Here is a 25852-nt window from a genome sequence, read left to right on the forward strand (position 1 = left end):
AATGCGGCTAGCGGGTCACACACTTGGCACCCCGAACCACACGGTTCCCCAAGCACTGAGTCTCTTCCAGGCAGCAGGGCTCGAAGCGGCAGAAGTCATCTACCAGGACGACTACAAGTCCGGCTTGCCCTTAGGGGACCGGCACTCCGCGATGGAAGCACTCAAAGCGGCCGAAGGCGAAGGCATACCCATCGTGGGCCTGACGCCCTACACCACCGCCATCAACTCACTGGACGATGCCGAATGGCGCAAAGCCGTCGACGAATTCCGTGGAGCCATAGATACCGCACAACTGCTCGGCGCTGACCGGGTCCGTGTCTATGCCGGTTCCTGGCACCCCGCAGACACCGACCACGCTGCGCGGTGGGGGCAGTTGCGCAAAGCCTTGGAGACCCTCGCACCCGAAGCACATCAAGCTGGCGTCCGCCTTTGCGTGGAGAACCACTTCGGCACGATGACCCAGACCGCAGCGGACACCGCGGCACTCGTCCGGGAAATTGCCCAGCCGTCCGTCCGCGTGCTCTACGACCAGGCCAACCTGACCTTCACGCACGACGAAAGCTACGAAGAAGCCTTCGCTGTCCAAGGTGACCTGATCGGCCACGTCCACGTCAAGGACCTTGTCTTCACCGACCCGACGGCGACCTTCCGAGCCTCGGAGACGGCCAGGGTCAACGCCTCAGAGCGTGCAGTCCGGTCACGTGTGGTCGGAAGCGGCGTTGTACCGTGGTCCCCGATTCTCGCCGCACTGCTGAAGCACGGCTACGACGATGTACTGAGCATCGAACTCGAATACCGCTGGCACCCGCAAGATCTCCCCACCCCCGAGGATGGATTCCGGGAATCCGTCGCAGTCCTGCGCTCAATGCTCACTGATTTGGCCCAAGTAAGGAACGCCTGATGAACACCAATCGCCTCCGTGTCGGAGTTATCGGCGCCGGCAACATCGCCACCATCGCGCAACTGCCCACCCTCGTCCAACGGGACGACGTCGAGTTGGCTGCCCTGGTTTCCCGGCGCGAAGATCCGAGCAGCCTGGTCCGCCGCTGGGGCTTCAACGCCGCCTACAAGACAGTGGAGGAGATGCTGGCCGCGCAGGAACTGGATGCCGTCTTCGTACTCACCCCGCGTTCAGAGCACGCGCACGCCGTCGAGCTTTGCCTCAAACACGACGTGGACGTGTTCTGCGAGAAACCGCTTGCCCCAGCGACAGATGAGGCAGAACATCTGGCAGACCTCGCCGACGAGCGGGGACGGATACTCATGGTTGACTTCAACCGGCGCTATGCACCCGTCTACACGGCCGGCCGGGAGGCTTTTGGCGACAAAGGCGCCACCTTCTGCGTTGCCCAGAAGAACCGCCCTGGATCCGAATACCGTGCAACGTTCGAGAACGCCATCCACATGGTCGATCTCCTGCGCTGGTACTGCGGGGGCGAACCTGAGCACGTGGCCGCCCACGCTGCTGGTGAAGATCCTTGGGAAGAAGACGGAATCGCAGCGACCATCCGCTTCAGCACCGGTAACACCGGCGTCCTGATGGCAGCCCGAACAGCGGGAGCATGGAACGAGAAACTGGACGCCTACGGTGACGGGAAGACCGTCGAAGTCAGGGCGCCCGAGACAGTTTCCACCACCATCAACGGCGTCACTACCTCACGGGAACTCAGCGCCGAAGCGTACGGCTGGGCTACTGCGACAGACACTCTCGGATTCTCAGCCGCCGTTCACCATTTCCTGGACCGGGTGGCCGACAGGGCCCAGCCGCTGACTTCAGGCCGCGAAGCAGTACGCACCCAGCGCCTACTGGACCAGATCCTCGCCGCGGCCGGCCTGCCCACAGAGGAGCAAACCGGGCGCGAATGGGCGAGCCACGCAGTCAACGCAAGCTGAATCTTTACTCACGTAAGGAGGTGTCACCATCGCTCTCCTTCGTGCGCGTAGGGATGCACCAAAAGCCTTCGGAGCGGGGAAGCGGCCACTTCGTGGGCGTTTCACCGCGCTTGCAGGCATCCTGCTGGTTGCCTTTAGCGCTCGGGAAGCGGTTTCGGCGGCGTCTCCGCTCCTGGGCCGAATAGGCACAGACCTTCCCTTTGACGCCCTGACCACAGGAATTCTCGGAATGCTGCCGACCGCCAGCTTTGCAGTGGTGGGCTTCCTTGCGCTGCCGCTCCTGCGGCGCCTCCAGCTGGAACACCTCCTGGTGATAGCGATCCTGCTAACAACATTGGGTCAGCTAGGCCGCGCAGTGGGATGGAATGTCCTGGCATTCTTGGCGTTCACCTGCGTCGCCATGCTCGGGATTGGTCTGGTCAATGTCGTGGCTCCACCTCTCCTGGCGAAGTACTTTCCAGACAGAATCGGGCTTCTCGCAGCGATCCACGTCACACTCCTGGGTGTCAGCACGGCAGTGGCCGCCCAATTCGCCATTCCCTTGGGGGCTCTTTATGGCTGGCGGTTCTCCATCGGTATTTGGGCTGCCCTCAGCGCGTTGGCTGCGGTCCCGTGGCTGATTCTTCTTGTGGCCAGACGGACCGTTGCCCGCTCCGGGAACCATGCAGCGGAGGGTATGCAGTTGCCTTCTGCGAACGGGGTCAGACCGTGGCGATCAGCAATCGGCTGGGGCACGGCATTGGTTTTTGCTGGTTGTTCCAGCAATACTTTTGCGGCGCTCACTTGGCTCCCGGCTGTCCTCGTTGACAGAGGAATGAGCCAGGAAACTGCCGGATCCATGCTGGCGCTCTATTCAATTCTTGCTCTGCCGGTCGCTCTGATTGTGCCCATGGTTGTTGTAAGAATGTCCCGGCCACTACCTGTTGCCGTCCTGTTTGTCGTAGCTTTCGCCTTAGGCTACGGCGGAATCATGTTGGCGCCGCCAGCTTCGGCAGCGTTCTGGGTCATCACTGCCGGACTGGGCCAGGGCGCCTATTCCTTTGCATTCATCATGATCAATAAGCGAACACGAACGCAGTCCGGTTCAGGAAGTCTGTCCGCGTTTTCCCAAGGAACCGGCTATGCCCTCGCAAGCGTCGGCCCGTTCCTTTTCGCGCTCCTGCACACTCCCGGGGATGGATGGCTTCCCTCGTTCGGCATGCTCGGTGTCTGGCTCCTGGTGCTTGTGGCAGGGGCCATCATGGTCAACAAGCCACGCATGCTTGAAGACCAAGGTCGGTTCCAGGCAGGGACCGAACAAAACAACTTCCTTGACACCCCTTCTTGAAGACACCACAGTTTGGTGCCGCCGTTCCAAGCAACCGATTCATTGATTTCCGAATCAACTCAAAGGAGAGATTTACATGAGCACCGCTTATGACCCTAGGCCTGATCTTTGCGCGTCCGACATCATGACGACGGCGACACAGCCCCCGCGCGTCGCCGTGGTGGGCGCGGCCGGGTGGGCAGGATCCCGTCATGCCCGAGCTTTCGCCCAGGTGGGCGCCAACGTCACCCACCTTGTGGAGAAGGACAAACGGGCGGTCCCATTGGCTGACGAGCTGGGCGCGCAGGTGGTGCCCAGCATCCAGGACCTTCATTCTGATCAACTGGACTTGGTCGTCGTAGCGTTACCCACCACTCTGCAACCGGAGATCTGTGCAGATCTGCTGAACAGGGGATTCCGGGTGCTGACGGAAAAGCCCGTGGCGGCAGATACAGCAGGTGCCGCCGTCGTGTCCGCCGCTACAGGAGTGAACCAACGACTCATGGTGGGGTATACACTCCATCAGCATCCCGCCGTCGAACTCCTCTCCCAGTGGATCCGAGACAACGACGTGATCGCTGTCAACGTTCGATCGGTCGCCCACAAGGAGACCATCGACTCATGGCGCGCTGATCCGAGTGAGGGCGGCGTTGCGGTGGTAAACGGCATTCATGCCATCGAACTGGTCTCTTCGTGGTTCGAGGGTGACCCAAAAGTCCTGGCCACAAGCGTCAGCAGCAGCCTGTACGGGTCTCCGGTACCGGAACACGTCGTTTCCACCCTCGAATTCCCGTCTGGCGTGGTGTTCACTCTGCAGAGTTACTGGTCTCCCTGGCAGGAACCCCAAGGGCTCAACCAGGGGGATTGGAGCCTCACCATGGATGTTCTGGCCACTGGCGGCCGTATGTTGTGGTCAAACGATTCCCTTCACGTGTGGAACCGTGACGGCGGACAACAGGAGAAAAACTTCGAGCCCTCGGACCTCTTCCTGCGCCAGGCAGCAGCAGCCGTGAGGTTCTGCGCGGGTGAAGCGCCTGCCGTTACATTTGCCCAGGCGCTCCGCGCCACGGAAATCGCCGACGCCGTCCAGGCAGCCTCGGCCTCCGGCGCTCGGGAGGTGCCAGCCCCCTAAGCATCAATGAAACCGAACAAAGGTCGACCCGCCGAACCGAGCATTATCGAGTAAGGAAAATGAACATGAAACCAGCACCTCACACTCCGACCGCGGGAGCACTGCGCTCGAGCTGCACCCAGAACGGAGAGAACCGATGAGCCTCAAAGACCAAGTGGTCCTGGTAACCGGATCAAGCGGAGGGATCGGTGACGCCGCAGTCACCGCACTCATAGCCGCCGGAGCCATCGTCATCGGCGCCGATCGTTCCCCCAAGGAGGGCCAGTCCTTGGAAGCGTTTTACCCCCTCGACATCACCTCAGAACAACAATGCGCCACGGTCATACAGGACATCCAAGCCCAACACGGCCGTGTTGATGTCCTCATCCATGCAGCAGGAGTGCTTGGCCCCACCCCGGACATCATGGAAACAACCACCGAAGAGTTCGACTCCATCCTGAGGATCAACGCCACCGCGACCTTCACCATGGTCCGGGAGACCGCAAAATCCATGCTTGAGACCGGCACAGCCGGCGCCATCGTGGTCCTGTCCTCAGTTGCGGCCAAAGAATCACGCCTCAACTACCTGCCCTACAACGCGAGCAAGCTCGCCGTCCTCCACATCATGTGGTCCTTTGCCGAACTGCTCGGACCCAACGGAATCTCTGTGAACGCGATCGCACCAGGACCGGTGAACACACCCATGTGGGCACAATTTGCCCGGGATGCTGGTCCGGACGCAGCAGCCAACCGAGCGAAGAGGGCGGCGGAACTGCCGATGCGCCGGTTCGCCGAACCCGATGAAGTTGCCCGGGCCATCCTGTTCCTTTCAGATCCCGACAACCGCTACATCACGGGAGTGTCCTTGGATGTGGCCGGCGGGGCACATCTGGGCATAGGAACCTGAAACACCCGACAGCGCTTGTCCATTGGCGGGCCGTGCCTGTGTGCCCTTGACTCACCCAGAGCAACATCAACGCCATAGGGCTGCTCTCATCCTGGAAAGGCAATTGAGCAATCAGAGACGGGTCCCTGACCTACGAAGGAGACAGTTAATGCGACATCACCACACTGCCCTGCACGTCACGGATATGGAGCGGAGCGAGCGATTCTATGTGGATGGCCTCGGACTGGCGCGTTTGGATGCCTGGACGTCGGGACCATATATCGGAGAACTTTACGGCCGTCCTGACGTGACCGTCAGAGCCATGCTTCTCGCTACCCGTGACGGATCCTTTCGGCTGGAACTAGCACATGCTGAGCCGCTACTGCCAGCAGTCGATCCATCAGAGGCGCAACCGGGCACGGCTCATCTTGCCTTTACAGATATTGACGTGCGGCAGGTTTACACCAGGATGACAGCGCTTGGTTACAGCGCGGTATCCGAACCCGTTGCCCCGACCTCGGGCCCCATTGCAGGCGGGTGGTTGGTTTACCTCCTCGATCCTGACGGAAATCGCGTTGAGCTGATTCAGCCGCCAGACTGGCGCCCAAGCCAGGACTCGTAAGTCGCTCGCTGGCTGAATGACGCGCCCGGCCCTGCCACCCCCGACTGCTTTAAGGGTGCAAGAGCTCCGCTCAATGTTGCGCAAAAGCAGGCCCCGTGAGCCGTCGGTGACGGTCACAGGGCCTGCTTTTTGTGTATTGCGGGAGAGTGCGGCTGATTGGTGCGTCGACTTACCCCTTGACACCACCGGAGGTCATGCCGGCCACAAACCAGCGCTGGAATGCCAGGAAGATTGAGAGAACAGGGATGAAGGCAACGACGATGAATGCGGCGAAGAGTCCCCAGAAGCTACCGAAGCCGGTGGTTATGTATCGCACTATGCCGTTCTGCACGGTCTTCATGTCTTCTGTGGTGGCGAGGACAGTGCCGACAAGGAAGTCGTTCCAAACGAACACGAAGATGAAGATGGCGACGGCAGCGATACCAGGACGGATGAGTGGGAGGATGATGCGCCACAAGATTTGCATGCGGGAGCATCCATCGATAGCGGCCGCTTCCTCGATCTCCACAGGAATATTCTCGATGAAATTACGTAAGAACAGGATGGTTTGTCCACAGATGATTGCCGTGTAGACGATGATCATCATGGGGTAAGTGTTGATCAATGCGGTTTTGACGAACATCGAGTACAGCGCGATAAAGACTACGATGGCCGGGACCATGGACAGGACCAGAATCCCTGTCATCAGAGTTTCCATGCGGCGGCTCCGATACCTCGTGGCCACATATGCTGCAGGGATACAGATGGCCAGAGCGAGGACGATAGAGCCGCCGGCATAGATGAGGGAGTTTACGAAGAATCGGATGTTGGTCGAGGTCAGAAGACCGACATAGCCCTCGGATGAGAATGGGGCCGGTATCCATCTTGGCGGGAATTCCAGTGTGCCTGAACCGGTCTTGAGTGACGTGGACACAATCCATGCGACCGGGGGGAGTACCACCGCTGCGGAGAGGATGATGTACGCCCAGGCAGGGACTGCCCGGATGAAACTGCCCAAGCGCCGCTGGCGGCGCGGGGTTGTGATGCTCACAAGCTTTCCTTCCGTCGGAAGCGAATGGCGACGAGGGTCAGGACGATGTTGACAGCGAAAAGCAGGATTGCCGTTGCTGATGCTCCGGAGAGATCAAACTTGTCGAACATCTGGTTGTAGACCCGCATGGACAAGGTTTCTGTAGACCCGATGGGGCCTCCTCTTGTGGTGACCAGGATGATGGTGACCATCTGCACATAAAGCATGAGAAGGACGACCACAACGGAGACGATGGTGTTGCGCAAGTAGGGCAGTGTGATATTCACAAACTGGTGCCAGATGCCGCCGCCGTCCATTTTGAGGCTTTCCCGGAGCTCCTCAGGAATCGTTTGAAGGGCGCCCAAGAAGAGGAGCATGGCTTGCGGGTAGGACCACCAGGCTGTCATCAGAGTTACTGCAACCAGCGCACTGGTCGGAGATGAGAACACGTCAGTGGGACCGAACCCGAGGGACTTGGTGATCGCTGAAGCCGGACCATAGTTGGGGTTGAGGAACCAGAGCCAGATTGTTCCTGCAGTGGCCTGAGACATCAGCCAGGGAAGGAGGAAGAGGCTCCGGACCGAACGCTTGAAGCGGTGAAGGTTGTTGAGCACGATTGCAGATAGCAGCCCCGCCGGCAAAGCGATAACCAAGGCCCCGAGCGAGAACACCAAGGTTGTCCATATGCGGCTCGGCAGGTCGGAGTCTGAGAACAATCGGGCAAAGGAATTCAGACCCGAGAATTTGCCAATCTGGTAATACGACGTCTCGTGTAGGGCCGTCCACGCTGTGTAGATGAGCGGCCCCACAAATACAAAGAGGAAGACGGCGCTAACCGGGAGGACGTAGAGCCATACCATTCGATCCCTACGGACTCGGCGAAAGGTCTGGGTGCCTAAGGGAGACGTTGCGGTCTTGCGTGGGCTGCGGGTGGGGCTTTTGGTTGACATTATCTGTCCCTTTCAGGGGGAGCCTGATTTCCCAGGCTCCCCCTATTTCGGGCGGCTACTTCTTGTTGGCCGCGTCCTGGGCGGAACGAATAAAGTCGTTGCCTGATGAGCCGTTGAGAGTCAGCTTCTGCCCGGCTTGGGAGAGGCCAGTGGCAAGCGCGGTCCATGTGTTGGAATACGTGCGTGGTTCACTGTTGGTCTTGACGTAGGCCGCGATGTCGTTGACGGTCTTCGCCTCTGGAGTGGAGAAGAACGGTTGCTGGTAGGTGGCGGCACGGGTGGGTACCTCACCGCCGGTTGCCATCAGTGCACCGGCTTCCGGCCCGGTCATGTACTCAATAAACTTCCAGGCAGCCTCGGTGTTTTTACTGCCGTTGCCGATGCCCAAGGTCCACCCAATGGTGGTACCTGTCGTGTCGCCGGTACTCGCCTTAGGCAGGGCCGTCCATTTGAGGTCCTTGTTCTGCGAGCCGAAGGAAACCGCTCGTTCTGTGCCCAAGACCGCCATTGCGACAGTGCCGCTCGCCATGCCGTCAGCTACCGTGCCGTACGTGTCAGAAACGACGTTGCTACCAAGAGCCTTTGCGTCCCTGAGCTTGGCCAGGAAGTCACCAAACTCGTTGCCTTTGGCCGTCGCGAAATCAGCTTGACCATCCTTGTTCCAGATTTCCTGATCCACCTGGGACATGAAGCAGTTAAAGAAGGTACTGATGATGGCCGAGTTGTCTGTGTCCGAGAAGCCCGTCCCGAACCCGGTAAAGCCAGCGGCAGCAGCCTTCTTGGCAACTTCAACAACCTCGTTGTATGTGGTCGGGACGGTCGCGCCGATCTGGTTAAGGATCTTTTGGTTGTAGTACAGGGCACAGGTTCGGTATTCGTACGGCACGGCAACCGGCTTGCCGTCGGGCCCCGCAAGAGTGTCGGTGGGACGCAGCCAATCAGTTACCTTCGAAGCGGCGTCAGGCAGCGGGGAGTAGACGCCGGCAGATGCCATCTGGGGAACGACGGGAGTGAACATCTTGAAGACATCAGGGGCCTGACCTGCTGCCGCGGCTTGCGGCAGTCTGTTCAACATGTCGCCCAACGAAACGACGGAGAGGTTGATCTTGATGTCGGGGTTGGCCGCCTCAAACTTGGCAATGTTTTCCTTCAGTGCCTTTGAACGCGGATTAGCCTGGCTGGGATCGAGGAAGTCCCAGTAGTTCAGCGTCACGGGACCTTTGGGTTCCGAAGCTGAGGGTGAACAGCCACTGAGGGCAAGGCCGGCCACAACGGCTGTTACGAGCGCCAAGCCCCATCGCTTTTTGATCATGAATTTCTCCTGTGAATGAGTGTGCTGATGTGGGAGCATGCCGTGCTCAAGCGACGCGTGCTAAATGCGGGGCTTCGACGGTGGGGAGAAGCCGATTGGTTCATCGAGTCTCTCCTTTGAGATCGGTTGCATTTTCAGAAGTTGGACTGAGATCGGTTGCTGAGATCGGTTGCACTAAATTTAGGGCCGCGGGATGGCTCTGTCAAGGAAAGATTTGATATAGATCACGAACGGGCTAAATCCCTGACTCAGCCCTAGGTGTTGACCTTTGAAAGCTGGAACCTTTCGCCGCCCACTAACACAGGTCGAGCAGCCCAGAGTGAACAGCCCGTGGCTTGGCGTGCTGGTCTGGGCGCTACGGGATTCACTTGTTCCGTTCTAGTCGATTGCATCGGGAACGTTACCCCCTGAACTGGAACGTTGGATTCTGCTGCAGGTGAAACGTGTGGTCCCCCTCATTCTTGACGCCACCGACCCCTCGATCTCGGCTGCCGTTACCCAGGCACGGGACGTCATTTTCCTGATCAACACCGCCGGCATCAGCGTCGAATCGGACGCCTTGCAGGGACTCTCCGACCAGAAGTTCCGTGACGTCAGTTCTACGCCGATGGGCTCGGGCTACGCCGATTGGATGCATGGACGTCGGGACCCTACGTAGGCAAACTTTACGGCCGTCCCGATGTGAAGGTCAGAGCCCTGATGCTCACCACGGGTGACGGCATTTTCCGGCTGGAACTTGCCCAGGTCGAGGATCCTCCGCCTGCCGTCGATCCATCACAGGCACAGCCAGGAACTGCGCATCTTGCCTTTGCTGGGGCTGAGGTCGGGAAGGTGTTCGCCGACATGATGGAGCTTGGGTACGGTGCATTGTCGGAACCGGTGGAGCCCGCTTCAGGCCCAAAAGCAGGAGGACTGCTGATCTACCTGCTCGATCCAGACGTAAAACAGGGTGGAATTAGACCAGGCACCAGGGTGGCAAGAATGCATCGGGTCCATGAAGCGCACGCTGAGTCTCCTCGATAGCCAGGACATCTCCGCCGAAGAATTCGATCGGATGGAAAGGTCTTGGCAGGAGGAGCGCCGCCATCTGATGTTTTTCTTGCGTGCGGACAGAAAGCAACGTTCCGTACAGCGTTATCCAAACGGTGTCCTACCTTCGGCGCGCAGCCCGACAAAGCTTGTCTACTTAGTGCCCGCCCCCGGAGCGCTTTCAAGTATCTCCATTAAGCCCCCTCCATCGACAAGTCCTCCAGCTCGCCCATGAGGGGAGGCAACAGCGGGCATCAGCAAGCGATCACGTTAACAGCGAGGCCTCCGCGGGACGTTTCTTTGTACTTGCTTTTCATGTCTGCTCCTGTCTCGCGCATCGTCTTGATGGCGGTGTCAAGCGAGACGTGGTGGACGCCGTCTCCGCGCAGGCTGATCCGTGCAGCGTTGATGGCTTTGTTGCTGGCCATGGCGTTGCGTTCGATGCAGGGTATCTGGACCAGGCCACCAACGGGGTCGCAGGTGAGGCCAAGGTTGTGTTCAATCCCGATTTCGGCGGCGTTCTCCACCTGCTGGGGTGTGCCGCCCAGAATTTCGCACAGCGCGCCCGCGGCCATGGAACACGCAGAACCGACCTCCCCTTGGCAACCCACTTCGGCGCCGGAGATGGAGGCGTTCTGCTTGAACAGGACACCTATGGCAGCTGCGGTGAGGAGGAAACGGATCACTGATTCTTCGGTGGCTCCGGGTGTGAACATCATGTAGTAGTGCAATACCGCTGGAATGATTCCGGCAGCGCCGTTGGTAGGGGCGGTGACGACGCGCCCGCCCGTGGCGTTCTCTTCGTTCACCGCCAGCGCAAAGAGGTTCACCCAGTCCACCGCACGCAAAGGATCGCTGGTGTCGTCTTTCGCTTGCAGGTCCGCCAGCAGCCGCGGCGCACGACGGCGGACCATCAGGTTCCCGGGCAGGTGTTCTTCCGTTCGGCTACAGCCGCGTGACACGCACTCTTTCATGGTTTGCCAAATGTGCAGCAGTTTTGCGCGGGTCTCGTGTTCGCTGCGCCAGACGCCCTCGTTGGCGAGCATGATGTCGCTGATGGCCAGGCCTTCACGCTTGCAGTGGGCCAGTAATTCCTCGGCGTTGGAGAACGGGTAGGGGAGTTGTACCGCCTCGGGGAACGACTTTCCAACTCCGTCCTCGCCAACGACGAATCCGCCACCCACGGAGTAGTAGACGCGTTCGCTCAGCACTCTTCCCTGATTGTCGAAGGCTTGGAACCGCATTCCGTTGGGATGCGCCGGCAATGACTTGCGCAGGTGGAGCACCACGTCCTGGGTTCTGTTGAACGTGATCATTCGGCGCCCTGCAAGCAGTATCTTCCTGGCCTCTGTGGCTTCGTCAACAACGCTGTCTGCCGTCAGTGTGTCTACGGTTTCCGGCGATTCGCCCATGAATCCCAGAATGACCGCCTTGTCTGAACCGTGCCCGCGTCCGGTAGCCCCCAAGGAACCAAACAGTCCGGCATTAAGGCGATCAACGGCGTCGAACTTTCCTTCCCTTTCAAGGTCTTCGACGAACGAGCGGGCCGCGCGCATTGGCCCCACAGTGTGGGACGACGAGGGGCCGATTCCGATCGAAAAAAGGTCAAGGGCACTCAAAGCCATGGAATACCTCCGAAGCAGGGTTGATAGGGATCTTCTACCAGCTTGGGTGGGAATGCGGCCAGCGTCTATCGGAAACTTTTGAACGGAACGTCAAGCAGAACTTAACAGTTCGCCTGATCGCCAACGCGCGTCACGCTTTCGGGCGGGCGTCGGTCGCTTTCCGCAGTTCGTCGACGACGGCGGCTACTGCCGGCGATTCCCGGCTGGCCGCCCGGTGCAAGACAATGATGTTGCGGCCGCAGCTTGGATCTACTCGACGCACCACCAGGTCTTCCGTTTCCCGGCCGAGGTTCAGTTCACTCATCAGGGCGACTCCGAGGCCACCACGGACCAACCCCAAGGTGGCCATCAGGTTCCGACAGTGGGCTATGACGTTCGGCTCGAATCCAGCGTCACGGCAGGTTCGTAGAACGAATCGCTCAAAAACGCTGCCTTCCTGGTCAAGGATCCAGCGTTCATCGGCGTAGTCGGCCAGCGTCGCTGCATCCGGGGCCTCCCGGTCCTGTGGTAGGCAGAGGATAATTTCATCGCGGGCCAGCACAGTCTTGACGAGCCCCTCATCCTGGATGTCGTGCAGGTCGTCCACCACTGCGACATCGATGTGCCCTTCTCTCAACTGGGCCACACTCTCGAACGGCTCAAGGTCGGACACGGTGACGTCGAGTCGCGGGTAGCTGGCCTGAAGGGACATGACGGCGGCGGGCAGCACCGTGCTGCAAAAGCTGGGGAAAGCGCTGATGGCGAGGTGTCCGCGGACATCTGTCTGAAGCTTCTTCAAGTTCGCCTCGGCTGCCTCAACTTCCGCAGCTATCCGGCCAAAATGCTTCACCAGCATGACTCCAGCTTCCGTCAGCCGCACTTTCCGGCCGGCGCGGATCAGGAGCGCCATCCCGGCCTCCCGTTCCAGCACGGCCAACTGCTGGCTGACCGCCGACGTTGTCATATGGAGCTTGGCGGCAACGGCCGTCATGGTTCCCTCAACCTCAAGGGTCTTGAGTATTTGCAGGCGTCGGATTTCGAGCACGGGACCTCCCAGGGTTTAGGACCACTTAACCTCAGAACTGAGGCCTCAGCTACTTTCCGAGGACGGGTGGACGAATCCCAGCGTCGCGGCCCCTTGTTCATCGATGAGCCGGCCGAGGTGCTTGCTCATCCTGAACACTACGCTGCGGTCAACGATGCGGGCGCTCGGCACAGCAGCTTCCATGGCAGCCTCGAAGCGCATGACATCGGACATTTCCTTCAGCCAGACGGCCACCACCAAGTTGTACTGGCTCGCGACGGCCAGAGCCGTTCGGGCTTCAGGAATCTTAGCCATGAGTCCTTTCATCTGCTGAACGTGCTTGGCGGCGGTCCGCATGAAGTACCAGGCGTAGACAGGCCAACCCGTGACCGTGCGTGCGACGTCCGTGCGTATCCGCAGCATGCCATCGGCGCGCATGCGGGCCAGCCCATCCGCGACGCGCTGTTCGCTTAGTCCATGTTCTGCGGCAATCCGGCTGACGGGGCGCCGGCCATCTTCGGCCAGGCAATGGCGGAGCGCTGCTTCGACGTCAGGGTGCACGGTCCGCGGCGCCCTTGCCCGTGGTGGGCGAGGGCGGGGGACCCTGGCTGCCTCCTGCGTTGTGAGGGCGCGGAGCCTCCAATCGGAGGCCTCCATGACTACTTCGGTAACGAGATGCGTCTGGGTGTTCCTGACGCCTTCCAAGCCGCCGATGCGGTTGGTGACTGTGTCCCAGATGGAGAGCGGGGTGTCGGCGAGGACCGTGGCCAATAGATCCCGTCCGCCGGAGGTGTGGTCGAGGGTCATCACTTCCGGGATCTGTGCCAGTTGGCGGGCCACTTCGCCCGTTTGCTGGGGTTTGCACGTGATGTCCACCAGTGCCGATGCTCCGTCGGGGAAGATACCGGTGACCCATGCGAGCCCGCGTTCCCTCAGGGAGTCCCAGCGCCTGGCGAGGGTTACGGCGTCGACTCCGATCATGGGGGCCAGTTCACTCCACGGCGCCCGACCTTCGATCTGAAGAGCATGGATGAGACGCTCTTCGAGGGGATCAAGCATGTTTTCCGGCATAGACAACAGATTATCCACGGAAAGCTGCAATTTCATCAATTGGAAACACGGCACTTCCATGATGTTGTGATCCCGTTCACTTCTCATCACATCGGAGCGCACATGCGTACAACGGCGCAGAAATCCACCACGGCGGCAGGAGCCGTCGGTTTCCTGGTGGTCATGGAGCTTGGCAGTGGCATACTTCAGGGCTGGCTGAATCCTCTGTTCTCTTCCATTGGTGAACACCATGGAGTCTCGGCAGCATCGCTGAATTGGATCAGCGCCGCCTACTTGTTGGCGACAGTGTTGGTGGTCCCTTTGCTGTCCAAGCTGGGTGACATCCACGGCCACAAGCGGATACTCATGATCTCCACGGCTATCGTTGCCGCGGCTTCCGTCTTGGTTGCCTTCGCCCCAAACTACGAACTGTTCCTTCTGGGACGTGCTATCCAAGCCCCGCTGGCCGTTTTCCTCCCCTTGGAATTCGCCATCGTCCATCAACGCGATTCTGAACGCTCCGGGCGAAGCATCGGCAGGCTCGTGGCGGCGTTGACCCTCGGCGCAACGATCGGCGGTTTCCTGGCCGGATTTGTCCTCGACGCGACTGAGAGCCTGTCCATCACTCTGTTGATGCCAGCGATCTTCATGGCCCTGTGCGTCCCCGGCATCGCGTTCTTCGTCAAGGAAAGCCCGCTGCGGAGCAAAGGCCGGGTGGATTATCTCGGTGCTGCACTGCTTGGCGGTGGCTTGGCTGCTCTCCTGGGAGGCGCTTCAAATCTCTCAACATGGCCGCCGCTGACCACGGCCCTCGCGATGTCGGTCGGCATTGCCCTCCTGGCCGGCTGGGTGGTTTCAGCCCGCAGGACGGAACACCCCCTGGTGGACCTCACCATGCTCCTTCGTGGCGGCATTGGTCTCCCGATTGTCGTCGCCTTCCTTTACGGCGCGCAACTGTTCGGCGCGCAAGCACCCATCTCCGTCTACCTGCGCTCCGATCCGGCCACGCTGGGATTCGGCTTCGGCGCTGCAGCCTCTGCCGCGGGAACAATGCTCAGCATCATGGCGCTTGCAGCCTTCCTGGGTGCCTCATTCAGCGACCGGGCATCCCGGCTGATCGGCGGCCCACGGAGTGTCGCTCTTGGAGGAGGGCTCAGCGCCATCGCGTACGTCCTGATGATCCTTGCACCAGGTACCCTGGTGACCTTCGCGGTATGGCTCGTCATGGCCGGGCTCGGCTCCGGGTTGGTCAGCGGCACGCTCCCCACTTTGGTGGTCCAGCGCGCAGCAACCGATTCAGTAGGTATCGCCTCGGGGCTATACAACACAGCCCGCACCGCCGCCGGAGGAGTCGCCGGAGCACTTTTCGCGCTTCTGATGGCAGCGCTCACCACTCCAACCGCCGCCGGAACGCGGGCGGCCACCGAGCTGTCCTTCCACGCCGTCTGGTGGATCTGCGCCGGAGTCTGCGTCCTCTTCGCAGTGGCCGTGCTCTTCATCCGCCAAGCCCAGACCACACCGGTCGAATCAACCACATCGTCATCGAATGTCGACGACGTCCTCGAACCTGCCAACTAATTCACCTCGACACGAAGGATCAACAATGACCGTTTCCATCGACACCACCTCCCAAGACACCTTGCGCGACACCGTACGCGAGTCCGCTGCCGCCGTCGGGCCTTCCATCCTTGAACTTAGCCACAAGGTCCATGCACTGGCAGAGATCTCCTGGGAGGAACACGACTCAGCAGCGGCCGTGGCCGCTGTCCTCCGCGACGGCGGCTTCGAGGTGACCGAACGCGCCTATGATGTTCCGACGGCGATCGAGGCCGTCTACGGGACCGGCGAACTGACCGTGGTCATCTGTGCCGAATACGATGCCCTCCCCGAAGTCGGCCATGCGTGCGGGCACAACATGATCGCCGCAGCCGGCGTCGGCGCTGCGCTGGCCCTTAAGCCCGTGGCCGACGCCGCCGGACTGCGGATCAAACTCCTCGGCACTCCCGCGGAGGAACACGGCGGCGGAAAAGTCTCGCTGCTTCAGGCCGGAGCGTGGGAGGACGCAGCGTTCTCCCTCATGGTGCATGGCATGACGGGCACTGAGCGGAGCGCGGCGGCCATCGGCATGGCCGCCGTCGAGCGCTTCGAAGTGCAATTCAAAGGCAGCGAAGCCCACGCAGCAGGCGCCCCGGACAAGGCCATCAACGCTGGCGCGGCGGCGAGTCTGGCGCTGATGAACATGGCCGTCCTGCGGCAGCACCTGCCGGAGAACGCAAACACCAACGCCTTCATCTCGCACGGCGGCGGTGCCACCAACGTCATCGCCGGCGACTCCACCGTTCAGGTGGAAGTCCGCGCCGGAGACGTTGATGTGTGGCGGGACCTCAAGCGGCGCGTCCTCGCGTGCTTCGAAGGTGCAGCCATCGCCACCGGCTGCACATGGACGCACCGGCAGACCGAACACCCTTACGCTCCCATCGACACCCACGCCGGGCTGGGCAAGGCATGGGACGCCAACATGGAAGCCGTCGGAAGGCCCGTGGACACGACGCCCATCTTCGGGGGTGGTTCCTCCGACATGGGCAACGTTTCCCAGGTAGTCCCGTCCGTGCACGGCATGGTGGTGGTCCGCAACAGCACCGCGGTGCCGCACCACCCGGACTTCACCGCCGCCGCCATCTCACCGGAGGCGGACGAAGCCATCCTCGACGGCGCCACCGTCCTGGCACTAACGGTTCTGGATGCGGCTCTGGACACCTCACTCCGGGCCGAACTGCTGGAACTCCAGGCTGGGCGCGTGACCGGTGCCACGACGGTGACGCTGGAAGCCTGATTTCCGGCGGTTGACCGGTGGCGTCTCATAGTCGAAACGCTAAGGGGCGCCAGCTCGTCGCGTCGGGCCGTGCTCAGCGCGACAGAGGGGGCGGCTTCGTTTGACGCAAAACATACGAAGTTGCTGTGTCCCTGCTACTAGGTCAGGGGTAGGCGGAGGTAAATGAGCAGTGTGGACATTGATGCTCCTATTCTTGTCAATGGTCGCTGGACCAGGCGCCGTTAGGCTACTGTGGCCTCCACTCCGGCTTCAAGGGTCGCTGCCGCGATCGCTGCGCGACGGCCTGGGGCCGCCCTTGACCCCGGAGCCTCGGTGTCCACGGTCAGGTTGGAAGCACCCGGTTCACCGGTGGATAGGGCGTCTGCGCGTGCGCGGTGGATTGGGAGTTGAGCCAGGTTTCGTAGCGGTGGTGGACGTCGCAGGGTGGGACAGTCCTCGTTCCAGACGGGACAGTGTGGTGGGCCAGACGCTCAGGGCTTCGGCTGCTTCTTGGAGGGTCAAACTTGGCGAACCCGCGAAAGAGTATGTGGCGGATCCGCCCAGGACCCAGCGGTTGAACCGGTTGCTTCCGGAGCGCTCGGTTCGCCGCTGACGGTACCTATGTCGGGGGCGGGGCTGCGAGGACGCGCTGCCCCCTTTTTTAATAGGAACTCAAAGTTTTTTAATAGGAACTCAAAGGGGAGCCTTCTTAAGTCCGGTTAGCGGCATGGGTTGGAAATTATCTTCGCGGAGTCGGACCGATATTGGGATGAACCTGGGTCTCTCCGAATTGCCACCAGGGCTATGCCTAAAGCCCCGGAGGCATCCCTTTTTGGGTCCCGCTTCTAGAAATCCATCTCCAAAATAGTTCTGGATAGCGCGATGGCGCGGTCGGTAAGAGCCGTGAGTTCTTCGTCGTCAGCGTCTGTAGATGCCCACCGTGTGGCACCTTCCAGAAGGGTCATCACCACTCTTACGCGTTCTTCAGGTTGCTTAAATCCCATATCAACGGCGGCGGCTACGTACATGTTTTCGTGGAGCGAAACCCAATCATCCACCTGGGCGCGCAAGTCCGCCGGAAGGATTGTTGCCATCCTGTCGGTGGCCACCAATAGGTCCCACAGGTTGCTTTCCGGAAGCGTCACCTGTCGAGTGAAGTGCAGCCTGACCATGGCGTCCCAGAACGCCCCTGCCGATTCCGCTTGGTCAACGGCCTCTAGAAGTGCCACGCCAAACCGGTGAAAGTGCCAGCGTAGTGATTCCGCCACGATTTCGTCCCTGCCGCCTGGAAAATGCGAGTAGAGGCTCGGCGGTTTGATGTTGACGGCGTTGGCGATGGTCCGCATGGATACGGAGTTGAACCCGTTGGCGATGGCGAGTTGCAAGAAAGCCTCGAGTATGTGTCGCCGAGAAGCTCCCTGACCCGCCCAGTCCCACTCCTCCAAGCGGTGGGCGAAGGCGTCGCGGGCGGCTTTGTAGGACGTGCTGCTCATGATTTGACCCTAGCAGTTGTGATGCCGGCAGCCTGACTGACGGACGCACCCTCGGCATCCAAACATGAAGCGAATTTCATGAAGACTCTTGGCTAACGACCATTAGTTAGCTATCCTGAAAGAGGCGCAAAGCAGCACCTGCTGGCTCCGCCGTCATGAGTCAATAGCGGGAAGGAACGAATCATGTCAGGCGACGATTCGAACCGGGGGGCCAGAGGAAGCAGCATGATCTTTGGCAGTGGGCTTTCGGGCATGGTTGCCGCATATATCAGCGCCAAGGCGCTGGAAGACGATGCAGCTCACAACGAAAGCTGGCACGCGCAGCAAGCCTTTCGACCTAAGGGCCAAGGCTGGGTAAGTAGATGGCTTCCCTCCCGCCGCGGTGGTACTACTACCGCCGTCTCTTGAATTCCGGGCTCCACCAGAAAGAACTAATGCCATGGCCTCTGCCGAAGTACTTTCCCCCTGGCTGCCGCAAGAGTCGATGCGCCAAATAAACCGGCTACGTGAACTCTTCCTCATGCAACCCCACGCCGACCTCACCGGTGTTCGTCCCATCGTGGCGCGCTCCTGGTACAGAAGTCGGGCTGCGGGTGTCGATGCCGTGGTGGACCGGGGATTCTTTGACGAGGGCCGCGTGGACGAATACACCATCCAGGCGGCCGGTCCACACCTCCAGAAACTGGACGAGGTTGCCGCCGACCTTGGCGGCTACGTCAACCTGACAGCGCCTAACGGTGTACTGGTCAAAGCGGACTTCCTGCGGGATGACGGCTTCCCTGCCGGATATTCACTGCTGGAGGAAAGCTGCGGGAGCAACGGTGAAGGTCTGGCACTGGAAGAAGGACGCGGTGTCTGGCTCGCGCCGGAGGAGCACTTCCGCGAGGACATGCGGGGTAACTGGTGCTTTGCTTCCCTGGTCCGGGACCCGTTCCACAACAGGGTTCGGGCTGTCATCGGGCTCACTCTGCCTGCCAACAGGGTCTCCACGCTGGAGCCGTCGTCCACTTTGTTGATGCTCGAGGGGGTGGCTTCCAGGATTGAGCGCGACATTGAGGTCCGGACGTCGTCCAAGGAACGGGCGCTGCTCAGCGAGTACTTGAGGGTCTCCCGCCGCAGGGGAAACCGTGCCGTGATTGCGCTTGACGGCAAGAACTCCCTCCTCAATGCTTCCGCAACGGCTACGTTGGAGGACGGCGACGTCTCCGTCATCTCTGGGTACGCGAAAGCGGTGATGTCCTCAGGCCGCGAGCTGAATTGCGAGGTGTCGCTCCAAGGGCCTGGGCTCTCCACCTTGGAAGTATCACCAGTCACATTGTCTGCGGCTAATGTCGGGGCGATCGTGGTTGTCCGGCCCCATTCGCCCGCCAAGGAGCGCACTGCCGAGCCGGGAAGTAGCCAGGTCAACCCGCAGAATTCCCTGCCGGACACGGCGGGCCGTCTCCTAAAGCATCTTGACGGGACGAGTATGGGATTCAAACGCACCTTGAACCTGGCTCGAAAGGCTGTAGAACAGGATCGTTCGGTTGTTGTCATCGGCGAGCTGGGTAGCGGGAAGCGGAGGCTTGCTGGCGCCATTGCCGCCATGCGTGGCGAGCAGATGGTGGTTGATGCCAGGGGTGGCGCGCTCCGGAATCCACAGCTCAGGGATGTCATCCATCGTGTATCCACGGAACTGCCATCCACGCTGATCGTTGAACATGCCGACGAACTTTCACAAAGCGAAGCCACTGAACTCGCCCGGAACCTGCGGGGCAACGCCACCACCAAACTCGCATTCACTATCACGCACCCGACCGACGCCACCCTGATTCTCTCTGAAGCCTTCAATGTCCTCGAGATCTCAGTTGAGCCCTTGCGCAACAGGAGGGAAGACATTCCGCAACTTGCGAACGCGATCGCTGAAGAGATGGGGGATCGCAGGTTGTCCCGCCGGCTTCTCACAACGTTGACGCACGCAGACTGGCCCAGAAACATCGACCAGCTACGCGCAGTGGTGTCCAATGCTGTTGAACGGGCCGGTGGTGCAGAAGTAACCGTGGACGACCTCCCGCAGGGCTTCCAGAGGGTCTTCACCAAGGGGCGGTTGTCCCGTCTGGAGGACGCCGAACTCAGCGAACTCCGGACCGCTCTCCAGGAAGCCGCCGGTAACCGAAGCCTGGCGGCGGAGACCTTGCAGATTGGCCGTTCCACCCTTTACCGTCGCATGGACTATTTCCGCAGCCGAGGGTTCGACCTCTAACTTTGAAACCGGTTAAAAGCAGCCGGCCACCGCGTGTGGCCGGCTGCCTTGTGTCTCCATCGATCCCTGCAGGCGGATGGGTGGGACAGTATCCCACCCACGTGTCTCGATTTGGTACGGATGGGCCTGGGCATATCGCGTTCTACTTGAATTCACCCGGACACCGGCACCTTCCAAGGGGTGCTTGGCAGATGAAGAGGGTACAAAACGAACAGGACGGCGACTATGACCCGCGATGCCCAGGGAACCATTCTTGTGGCCCCCCACCACTTTCCGAACCTGGACCGCGAGCACGCGCTCGCGGAGGAGTTCGGTTACACGCTAAACCCGGCTGCCGATGTCGAAGCCTTCCGTGAAGGACTTCCCGAAGCCGACATTGTGATGATCACTCCTTACGCGAAACTCACCGCTGCGGACTTCCCTGTGATGTCCAAGTGCAAGGCTGTCATCCGCTATGGAATCGGCTATGACAACATCGATGTCGCCGCAGCTACGGCGGCAGACATCCCGGTGTCGATTGTCCCGGGGACAGCTTCGGAGGAAGTGGCTTCGCACGCTTTCGCCATGGGCTTGGCATTGGCCCGCAGGCTGCCCGCAGGAGATGCATCGATCCGGGATCTCGGCTGGGCCGGAACCATTGGCTACGACACGCCGGTACTGTCCGAGCTCGAAGTCGGCGTCCTCGGAATGGGGCGCATTGGCCAGCACGTGGCCAGGATGTACCAAGCTGTTGGCGCCCGGGTAAGGGCCTACGATCCGTTCGTGACGGACAGCTTTGTAGAGCTGACCGGACTCGAGGACATTCTCGAAAACTCCGACGTCGTTTCGCTGCATCTGCCGCTGACCACAGACACGGCAAACCTCGTTTCCGGGGGTGCTCTGGCACGAATGCGCAAGGGGGCAGTGGTGGTCAACGTTTCCCGCGGCGGACTCATCGATGAATCGGCTCTTGCCGAAGCCCTCGCCTCGGGTCACATTGCCGGTGCAGGCATCGACACCTTTGCAGAGGAGCCCCTGCGTGACGGGCACCCTCTCCGCTCAGCCCCGAACACCATCCTGACTCCGCACATTGCGTGGCGTTCCAACCGCTCCACCGGGGCCTTGCAGGACGGAGCCGTGGAACGGGTTCGCCTGGCCCTGACCGGGCAACCGCTCATCGACCTCGTGAACTGAAAAGACTGGAGAAAAACCAATTGGGAACAAATAACCACCTGGAAAAGGTCGCGGAGCGCCAGCCCGCGGAGGATCCACATTTGCGCAGGGGACCCCGCGGCTTCCCTCTGCTGCCTGGCGGCTACGGCCGTTCAACGTATTACACGGGAGCTCCGAGCCCGTACGCCATCCGAGGGGAGGGGTACCGCGTCTGGGATGACCGTGGCCGGGAACTCATCGACGCGAATAACAATTTCACGTCGCTCATCCATGGCAACGCGCGCCCCGAGATCACCGAGGCCGCTACGAAGGCGCTCAGCGCCGGCGCCAGCTGGGGAATTCCCAACCTCTACGAGTGGGAACTGGCAGATCTCTTGTTGTCCCGGCTGCCTGATCTTGACCAGGTACGATTTGCCAACTCCGGCACCGAAGCCGTGATGTCCGCCATCCGCATCGCCAGGGCAAGCACAGGGCGCGAACGGGTCATCGTCACCAAGGGCGGCTACCACGGTACGTCCGAGGTGGCCTTGGTTCCTGGCGGGCCGGCATATCAGCGCGGAGTCACGCGCGGCGTGATCAAGGACGTCACCGCGGTGCCGCTCAACGACGTCGACATCCTGCGCCAGGAAGTTGAAGCCGCACCGGATTCCTACGCCGCGATCATCTTGGACCTGCTGCCCAACAGGGCAGGTCTTCTCAGGATCTCCGAGGACTTTGTACGCACTGCCCGTGAGCTTGCGACGCGGTACGGGATTGTGCTGATCATTGACGAAGTCATCAGCCTGCGCCTCGGATTCAAGGGCTTCAGCGGTGAATACGGCGTTTCACCCGACTTGCTGACCACCGGCAAGTTGATCGGCGGCGGTTTCCCCGTCGGCGCTGTGGCCGGACGGGCTGAGCTTATGGCAGAGGTCGACCCGACCCATCCGGGCAGTCTGCCCCACGGCGGAACTTTCTCCGGAAATCCGGTAAGCATGGCTGCGGGAGCAGTCGCCTTGCGCCTCTTCACTCAAGAGGAAGTGAAGAGGCTGAACCACCTCGGTGACACCACCCGCGACGCTGTGAACCTGAAGATCGCCGACGCCGGTTGGGAAGTCCGAGGCCGAGGTTCGCTGCTCCGCGCGGTTCCAGCTGGCGCGGAGAAGGTTGACGAAAAGACCCAGCACGAGCTCTGGTGGGCTTCCTACGAGCGGGGATTGCTCGGTTCGCCTGCCAACCTCTTGTCCTTGTCCACCCCCATGGACGAGAAGGTCGCGGGGGACATCGCAGAGCGCCTGGTCGAGGCCGTGCTCGCCGTTGCGGGACGGACCCCGGGCATGGAAGGCGGGAAGTAGCCATGAAGATTGTCTCGTACCACCATGAGTCAGGCGTCCGTGGGGGAGTGCTGATCGACGATGCTGTCTTTGATCTGGAACTGCTCCTCCAGGGCTCAACTGAGGCAGTCCACGGTGCGACTACTTCGGTCCGTGAGTTCCTGGAGCTCTACGGCGACCTTGTTCCTGCGATCTCGGCCGGGATCAGCAGTCTCGCCGCCCAAGACCCGGTGGCCCGGGTGGGCGCGGTGACGGGGGTTCGGTTGAGCACCCCGGTCACGGATCCAGCCAAGGTGCTCTGCATCGGTCTCAATTACAAGGACCATGTGGCGGAAACCGGCCGGGCCTTCCCGGAATATCCGGACGTGTTCGCAAAATTCGCCTCCACCATGGTGGGTCCAGAGGACGAAATCGGAGGGGCCCAGGTCAGCGGCAATCTCGACTTCGAAGGAGAAGTTGCCGTTGTCATTGGCCGGCGGGCAAGTGTGGTCCCTGAAGAGGAAGCACTTGATTACGTTGCAGGCCTTGCTCCACTGAATGATGTCACAGCACGCGACCTCCAGTACCGCGGGACGCAGTGGCTGGCCGGCAAAGCCGTTGACGGCTCAACCCCTTGGGGCCCGGCACTGGTGACGCTGGACGAAGTAGGAGACCCGCAGGAACTGGACATCGCTACACGGGTGAACGGCATCGAAGTGCAGCGTTCCAACACGCGATACCAGATCTTCTCCATCGCCCGCGTCGTCTCCTATCTGTCGAGCTTCCTCACCCTTGAACCGGGAGACGTCATTGCCACCGGTACTCCGCAAGGCATTGGTGCAAAGCGGAATCCTCCCGTTTGGCTTGAGCCGGGGGACACGGTGGAAATCGAGATCGAAAAAGTAGGGCTGCTCCGTAACCGCGTCGGCAAGCCCCAGCTATAACCCCTCCAACTCTACGAAAGTTAGAAACCCATGAGTGAAGTACAGACACAATCAGGTGAAGCGAGGTACCGCATCGCCGTCGATACCGGTGGCACGTTCACGGACGTGGTGGTCGGATCGAACACAGGCGACATGGCCGTTGGTAAGGCATTGACCACCTATGACCGCGTTTTCACCGGCTTCGAAGCCTCTGTTCGCCGGGCGGCCGAATCGGTTGGCTGGAGCGGGGATGACGTCCTGCGCAACGCGGATGTGATTGTCTATGGCACGACGCACGCCACCAACGCAGTTCTGACGGGCAAAGTTGCCAAGACGGCCCTGTTGACCACGGACGGGTTCGCCGACACCCTGCTGCTGCGTGAAGGCGGCCGCCGGGATGCCTTTGACTCCAAGGCTGCCTACCCGCCGCCGTACATCCCGCGTCACCTGACCTTTGAGATCACCGAACGCATTTCTGCTGAGGGCGATCTCCTGGTGCCGCTGGATGAAGAGCAAGTGCGTGAGGTTCTGGAATCCTTCAAGGAAAAGGGAATCGAAGCAGTGGCCGTTTCCTTCCTCTGGTCGATCATCAACGACGCACATGAAAAGCGCGTCGCGGAGCTCATCCAGGAAATCCTGCCTGGTGTTCCCTACACGCTGTCCAACGAGGCCAACCCGACCATCCGCGAATACCGCCGCTCCTCGGCAGCCTCGATCGACGCCTCCCTGAAGCCGCTCATGGCAGACCACCTGGGCAAGCTGCGGGCCGACCTCCAGGAGTACGGTTTCGGTGGTGACCTGCTGGTGGTTACCTCCGAAGGTGCGGTGCTCGACGTCGCGGATGTCCTGGACCGGCCGGTACTTTTGCTTAACTCCGGTCCGTCCATGGCACCGCTTGTTGGCGCGGCAGCTGCTCCGGAGCGGGACACGGTAGTGGTCTGCGATATGGGCGGGACCACCTTCGACGTATCCCTTGTTGAAGAGGGCGTTGTCCGCCATACCCGGGAAGCATGGCTGGGTGAGCCCTTTGTGGGGCACCTGACCGGCCTGTCGTCCGTGGCCGTCTCCAGCATTGGCGCCGGTGGCGGCAGCATTGCGTGGATCGACGGCGGTGGCCTGCTTCGCGTGGGTCCCCAGAGCGCCCGCAGTACTCCAGGTCCAGCCGCCTACGGACGCGGTGGCGAGGAGCCCACCGTGACTGACGCGTGCGTCGCACTGGGCTACCTTGACGCTGATGGTTTTGAGGGTGGGTTCACGCTGGACCGCGAGGCGGCTGTGCGTGCCATCGATACCCGCATCGCTGGCCCCTTGAACATGGACACCTTGCAGGCCGCACAGGCGATCCTGGACGTCTCCGCCAACCATATGGCCACAGCAATCCGCCAGGCTTCACTGGAACAGGGTGTCGACCCCCGGGGCGCCCTGATTGTGGCAGGCGGTGGCGCAGGTGCCATGGTGGCGGCCGCCATCGGTGTCCTCCTGGAGGCTGACACTGTCCTGATTCCCGCGACCGCCGGCGTGCTCGCCGCGTACGGTGCCCATCGTGCTCCGATCGCTACGGAATTCCTCTCACCACTGCACAACGACACCCGTAGTTTCGACGCCGGGTCCGCCTCCCGGGCTGTTGAGGACCTGACGGCCAAGGCCGGGGTCTTCGTGAAGCGGTTCGACGGCGTGGGCGACGCACCCAACGTCACCTACTTCGTCGATGCCCGCTACCCGGGCCAGGCATGGGACTTGCGCGTTTACCTGGACGCTGCGCCGGACACCGGGGGCGACGCTGCCGGAATTATTGAGCGCGCCTTCCACGAAGAGCACGACCGTCGCAACGGTACCCACGATCCGGATAGCCGAGTGGAGATCATCACTTGGGGCGTCCGCGTGGAAATCCCGCGGCCAGAGCATACCAAGGATCAAGCCGAGGTCAGTCGTGAAACCGAAGTCCACCGTACCGACTCCATCGTGTTCGGCGGCGCGAGCTTCAGCACCCAGCGCTATCGCGGCGTCACCCTTGCACCGCGGGACAAGATCGAAGGTCCTGCCGTCATCGACCAACCCACAACCACCATCGTGGTGCCACCTGAGTGGAACGCCACGCTCGACGAACGATCCAACATCTACCTCACCCGTAAGGAGGCGTAA

Annotated in this window: 22 protein-coding genes; 15 read left to right on the forward strand and 7 right to left on the reverse strand. The window is 61.1% G+C overall.

What is annotated here, in order from left to right; genetic code table 11:
* Position 1 precedes the first annotated feature (1 nt).
* From ACZ5G6_RS11265 to ACZ5G6_RS11290, 6 genes are all read left to right on the forward strand, one after another.
* The gene (locus ACZ5G6_RS11265) at positions 2-901 is read left to right on the forward strand and encodes a sugar phosphate isomerase/epimerase family protein (RefSeq protein WP_498691592.1); all 900 of its coding nucleotides are present in this window, start codon (positions 2-4) and stop codon (positions 899-901) included.
* Positions 901-1893: a Gfo/Idh/MocA family protein gene (locus ACZ5G6_RS11270; protein ID WP_498691594.1), complete on the forward strand. Its 993-nt coding sequence runs from the start codon at positions 901-903 to the stop codon at positions 1891-1893. Before ACZ5G6_RS11265 ends, ACZ5G6_RS11270 begins: the two co-directional genes overlap by 1 nt.
* A gap of 124 nt (positions 1894-2017) precedes the next feature.
* Positions 2018-3220 carry an MFS transporter gene (locus tag ACZ5G6_RS11275; RefSeq protein ID WP_498691841.1) on the forward strand — a complete coding sequence of 401 codons (1203 nt, stop codon included), beginning with the start codon at positions 2018-2020 and terminating at the stop codon, positions 3218-3220.
* 76 nt (positions 3221-3296) lie between these two features.
* Positions 3297-4331 carry a Gfo/Idh/MocA family protein gene (locus ACZ5G6_RS11280; RefSeq protein WP_498691596.1) on the forward strand — a complete coding sequence of 345 codons (1035 nt, stop codon included), beginning with the start codon at positions 3297-3299 and terminating at the stop codon, positions 4329-4331.
* Positions 4332-4467: 136 nt separating this feature from the next.
* The gene (locus ACZ5G6_RS11285) at positions 4468-5217 is read left to right on the forward strand and encodes an SDR family NAD(P)-dependent oxidoreductase (RefSeq protein WP_223932515.1); all 750 of its coding nucleotides are present in this window, start codon (positions 4468-4470) and stop codon (positions 5215-5217) included.
* Between the two features lie 148 nt (positions 5218-5365).
* Positions 5366-5818 carry a VOC family protein gene (locus ACZ5G6_RS11290; RefSeq protein WP_498691601.1) on the forward strand — a complete coding sequence of 151 codons (453 nt, stop codon included), beginning with the start codon at positions 5366-5368 and terminating at the stop codon, positions 5816-5818.
* Between the two features lie 169 nt (positions 5819-5987).
* Here ACZ5G6_RS11290 and ACZ5G6_RS11295 read toward each other — a convergent pair whose 3' ends face one another.
* The 3 genes from ACZ5G6_RS11295 to ACZ5G6_RS11305 all read right to left on the reverse strand — a co-directional run bounded on the left by ACZ5G6_RS11295 (position 5988) and on the right by ACZ5G6_RS11305 (position 9089).
* Complete coding sequence (locus ACZ5G6_RS11295; RefSeq protein WP_498691603.1) at positions 5988-6848, reverse strand: carbohydrate ABC transporter permease; 861 nt, start codon at positions 6846-6848, stop codon at positions 5988-5990.
* Positions 6845-7687, reverse strand: a complete 843-nt coding sequence (locus tag ACZ5G6_RS11300) for a carbohydrate ABC transporter permease (RefSeq protein ID WP_498691606.1) — start codon at positions 7685-7687, stop codon at positions 6845-6847. The genes ACZ5G6_RS11295 and ACZ5G6_RS11300 overlap by 4 nt, the downstream gene beginning before the upstream one ends.
* Positions 7688-7832: 145 nt before the next feature.
* Positions 7833-9089: an ABC transporter substrate-binding protein gene (locus tag ACZ5G6_RS11305; RefSeq protein ID WP_223932519.1), complete on the reverse strand. Its 1257-nt coding sequence runs from the start codon at positions 9087-9089 to the stop codon at positions 7833-7835.
* Positions 9090-9534: 445 nt separating this feature from the next.
* On the opposite strand from ACZ5G6_RS11305, the gene ACZ5G6_RS11310 reads away from it, so the two are divergent.
* Both ACZ5G6_RS11310 and ACZ5G6_RS11315 read left to right on the forward strand, forming a co-directional pair.
* Entirely contained in the window at positions 9535-9747 is a 213-nt protein-coding gene (locus ACZ5G6_RS11310) for a hypothetical protein (protein ID WP_498691609.1), read from the forward strand.
* Complete coding sequence (locus ACZ5G6_RS11315) at positions 9717-10112, forward strand: VOC family protein (RefSeq protein WP_498691611.1); 396 nt, start codon at positions 9717-9719, stop codon at positions 10110-10112. The genes ACZ5G6_RS11310 and ACZ5G6_RS11315 overlap by 31 nt, the downstream gene beginning before the upstream one ends.
* A 260-nt stretch (positions 10113-10372) precedes the next feature.
* Here ACZ5G6_RS11315 and ACZ5G6_RS11320 read toward each other — a convergent pair whose 3' ends face one another.
* The 3 genes from ACZ5G6_RS11320 to ACZ5G6_RS11330 form a co-directional block, all read right to left on the reverse strand.
* Positions 10373-11743: an L-serine ammonia-lyase gene (locus ACZ5G6_RS11320; RefSeq protein WP_498691612.1), complete on the reverse strand. Its 1371-nt coding sequence runs from the start codon at positions 11741-11743 to the stop codon at positions 10373-10375.
* A 130-nt stretch (positions 11744-11873) separates the two neighbouring features.
* Positions 11874-12767 (reverse strand): LysR family transcriptional regulator, encoded by an 894-nt coding sequence (locus tag ACZ5G6_RS11325; protein WP_223932522.1) that lies wholly within the window; start codon positions 12765-12767, stop codon positions 11874-11876.
* Between the two features lie 45 nt (positions 12768-12812).
* On the reverse strand, positions 12813-13817 hold the full coding sequence (locus tag ACZ5G6_RS11330; RefSeq protein WP_244296961.1) for an Lrp/AsnC family transcriptional regulator: 1005 nt from the start codon (positions 13815-13817) through the stop codon (positions 12813-12815).
* Positions 13818-13919: 102 nt separating this feature from the next.
* Between ACZ5G6_RS11330 and ACZ5G6_RS11335 the strand changes: the two genes are divergently transcribed.
* The gene (locus ACZ5G6_RS11335) at positions 13920-15374 is read left to right on the forward strand and encodes an MFS transporter (RefSeq protein ID WP_223932524.1); all 1455 of its coding nucleotides are present in this window, start codon (positions 13920-13922) and stop codon (positions 15372-15374) included.
* Positions 15375-15399: 25 nt separating this feature from the next.
* Positions 15400-16629, forward strand: coding sequence for an amidohydrolase (locus ACZ5G6_RS11340; RefSeq protein WP_223932525.1), 1230 nt, complete (start codon positions 15400-15402; stop codon positions 16627-16629).
* An 824-nt stretch (positions 16630-17453) separates the two neighbouring features.
* Here the strand turns inward: ACZ5G6_RS11340 and ACZ5G6_RS11345 are convergent.
* Positions 17454-18101, reverse strand: a complete 648-nt coding sequence (locus tag ACZ5G6_RS11345) for a TetR/AcrR family transcriptional regulator (protein ID WP_498691616.1) — start codon at positions 18099-18101, stop codon at positions 17454-17456.
* Positions 18102-18540: 439 nt separating this feature from the next.
* Here ACZ5G6_RS11345 and ACZ5G6_RS11350 point away from each other — a divergent pair, with 439 nt between their 5' ends.
* From ACZ5G6_RS11350 to ACZ5G6_RS11370, 5 genes are all read left to right on the forward strand, one after another.
* A complete protein-coding gene (locus tag ACZ5G6_RS11350) occupies positions 18541-20343 on the forward strand; it encodes a sigma-54-dependent Fis family transcriptional regulator (RefSeq protein ID WP_223932527.1) in 1803 nt (600 codons plus the stop codon).
* A gap of 225 nt (positions 20344-20568) precedes the next feature.
* Positions 20569-21516 carry a C-terminal binding protein gene (locus tag ACZ5G6_RS11355; RefSeq protein WP_498691619.1) on the forward strand — a complete coding sequence of 316 codons (948 nt, stop codon included), beginning with the start codon at positions 20569-20571 and terminating at the stop codon, positions 21514-21516.
* A gap of 20 nt (positions 21517-21536) precedes the next feature.
* Positions 21537-22829: an aspartate aminotransferase family protein gene (locus ACZ5G6_RS11360; RefSeq protein ID WP_498691621.1), complete on the forward strand. Its 1293-nt coding sequence runs from the start codon at positions 21537-21539 to the stop codon at positions 22827-22829.
* Between the two features lie 2 nt (positions 22830-22831).
* Positions 22832-23731, forward strand: coding sequence for a fumarylacetoacetate hydrolase family protein (locus tag ACZ5G6_RS11365; protein ID WP_498691623.1), 900 nt, complete (start codon positions 22832-22834; stop codon positions 23729-23731).
* Positions 23732-23761: 30 nt separating this feature from the next.
* The gene (locus ACZ5G6_RS11370) at positions 23762-25852 is read left to right on the forward strand and encodes a hydantoinase/oxoprolinase family protein (protein ID WP_498691625.1); all 2091 of its coding nucleotides are present in this window, start codon (positions 23762-23764) and stop codon (positions 25850-25852) included.

The organism is Arthrobacter sp. TmtSoilC51 (assembly GCF_055388015.1).

Coding starts and splice junctions, on each gene's coding strand:
- ACZ5G6_RS11340 (WP_223932525.1), top strand. CDS start 15,400: ATGACCGTTTCCATCGACACCACCTCCCAAGACACCTTGCGCGACACC.
- ACZ5G6_RS11265 (WP_498691592.1), top strand. CDS start 2: ATGCGGCTAGCGGGTCACACACTTGGCACCCCGAACCACACGGTTCCC.
- ACZ5G6_RS11370 (WP_498691625.1), top strand. CDS start 23,762: ATGAGTGAAGTACAGACACAATCAGGTGAAGCGAGGTACCGCATCGCC.
- ACZ5G6_RS11285 (WP_223932515.1), top strand. CDS start 4,468: ATGAGCCTCAAAGACCAAGTGGTCCTGGTAACCGGATCAAGCGGAGGG.
- ACZ5G6_RS11355 (WP_498691619.1), top strand. CDS start 20,569: ATGACCCGCGATGCCCAGGGAACCATTCTTGTGGCCCCCCACCACTTT.
- ACZ5G6_RS11320 (WP_498691612.1), bottom strand. CDS start 11,743: ATGGCTTTGAGTGCCCTTGACCTTTTTTCGATCGGAATCGGCCCCTCG.
- ACZ5G6_RS11345 (WP_498691616.1), bottom strand. CDS start 18,101: ATGAGCAGCACGTCCTACAAAGCCGCCCGCGACGCCTTCGCCCACCGC.
- ACZ5G6_RS11305 (WP_223932519.1), bottom strand. CDS start 9,089: ATGATCAAAAAGCGATGGGGCTTGGCGCTCGTAACAGCCGTTGTGGCC.
- ACZ5G6_RS11300 (WP_498691606.1), bottom strand. CDS start 7,687: ATGGTATGGCTCTACGTCCTCCCGGTTAGCGCCGTCTTCCTCTTTGTA.
- ACZ5G6_RS11365 (WP_498691623.1), top strand. CDS start 22,832: ATGAAGATTGTCTCGTACCACCATGAGTCAGGCGTCCGTGGGGGAGTG.
- ACZ5G6_RS11335 (WP_223932524.1), top strand. CDS start 13,920: ATGCGTACAACGGCGCAGAAATCCACCACGGCGGCAGGAGCCGTCGGT.
- ACZ5G6_RS11330 (WP_244296961.1), bottom strand. CDS start 13,817: ATGCCGGAAAACATGCTTGATCCCCTCGAAGAGCGTCTCATCCATGCT.
- ACZ5G6_RS11350 (WP_223932527.1), top strand. CDS start 18,541: ATGGCCTCTGCCGAAGTACTTTCCCCCTGGCTGCCGCAAGAGTCGATG.
- ACZ5G6_RS11290 (WP_498691601.1), top strand. CDS start 5,366: ATGCGACATCACCACACTGCCCTGCACGTCACGGATATGGAGCGGAGC.
- ACZ5G6_RS11270 (WP_498691594.1), top strand. CDS start 901: ATGAACACCAATCGCCTCCGTGTCGGAGTTATCGGCGCCGGCAACATC.
- ACZ5G6_RS11280 (WP_498691596.1), top strand. CDS start 3,297: ATGAGCACCGCTTATGACCCTAGGCCTGATCTTTGCGCGTCCGACATC.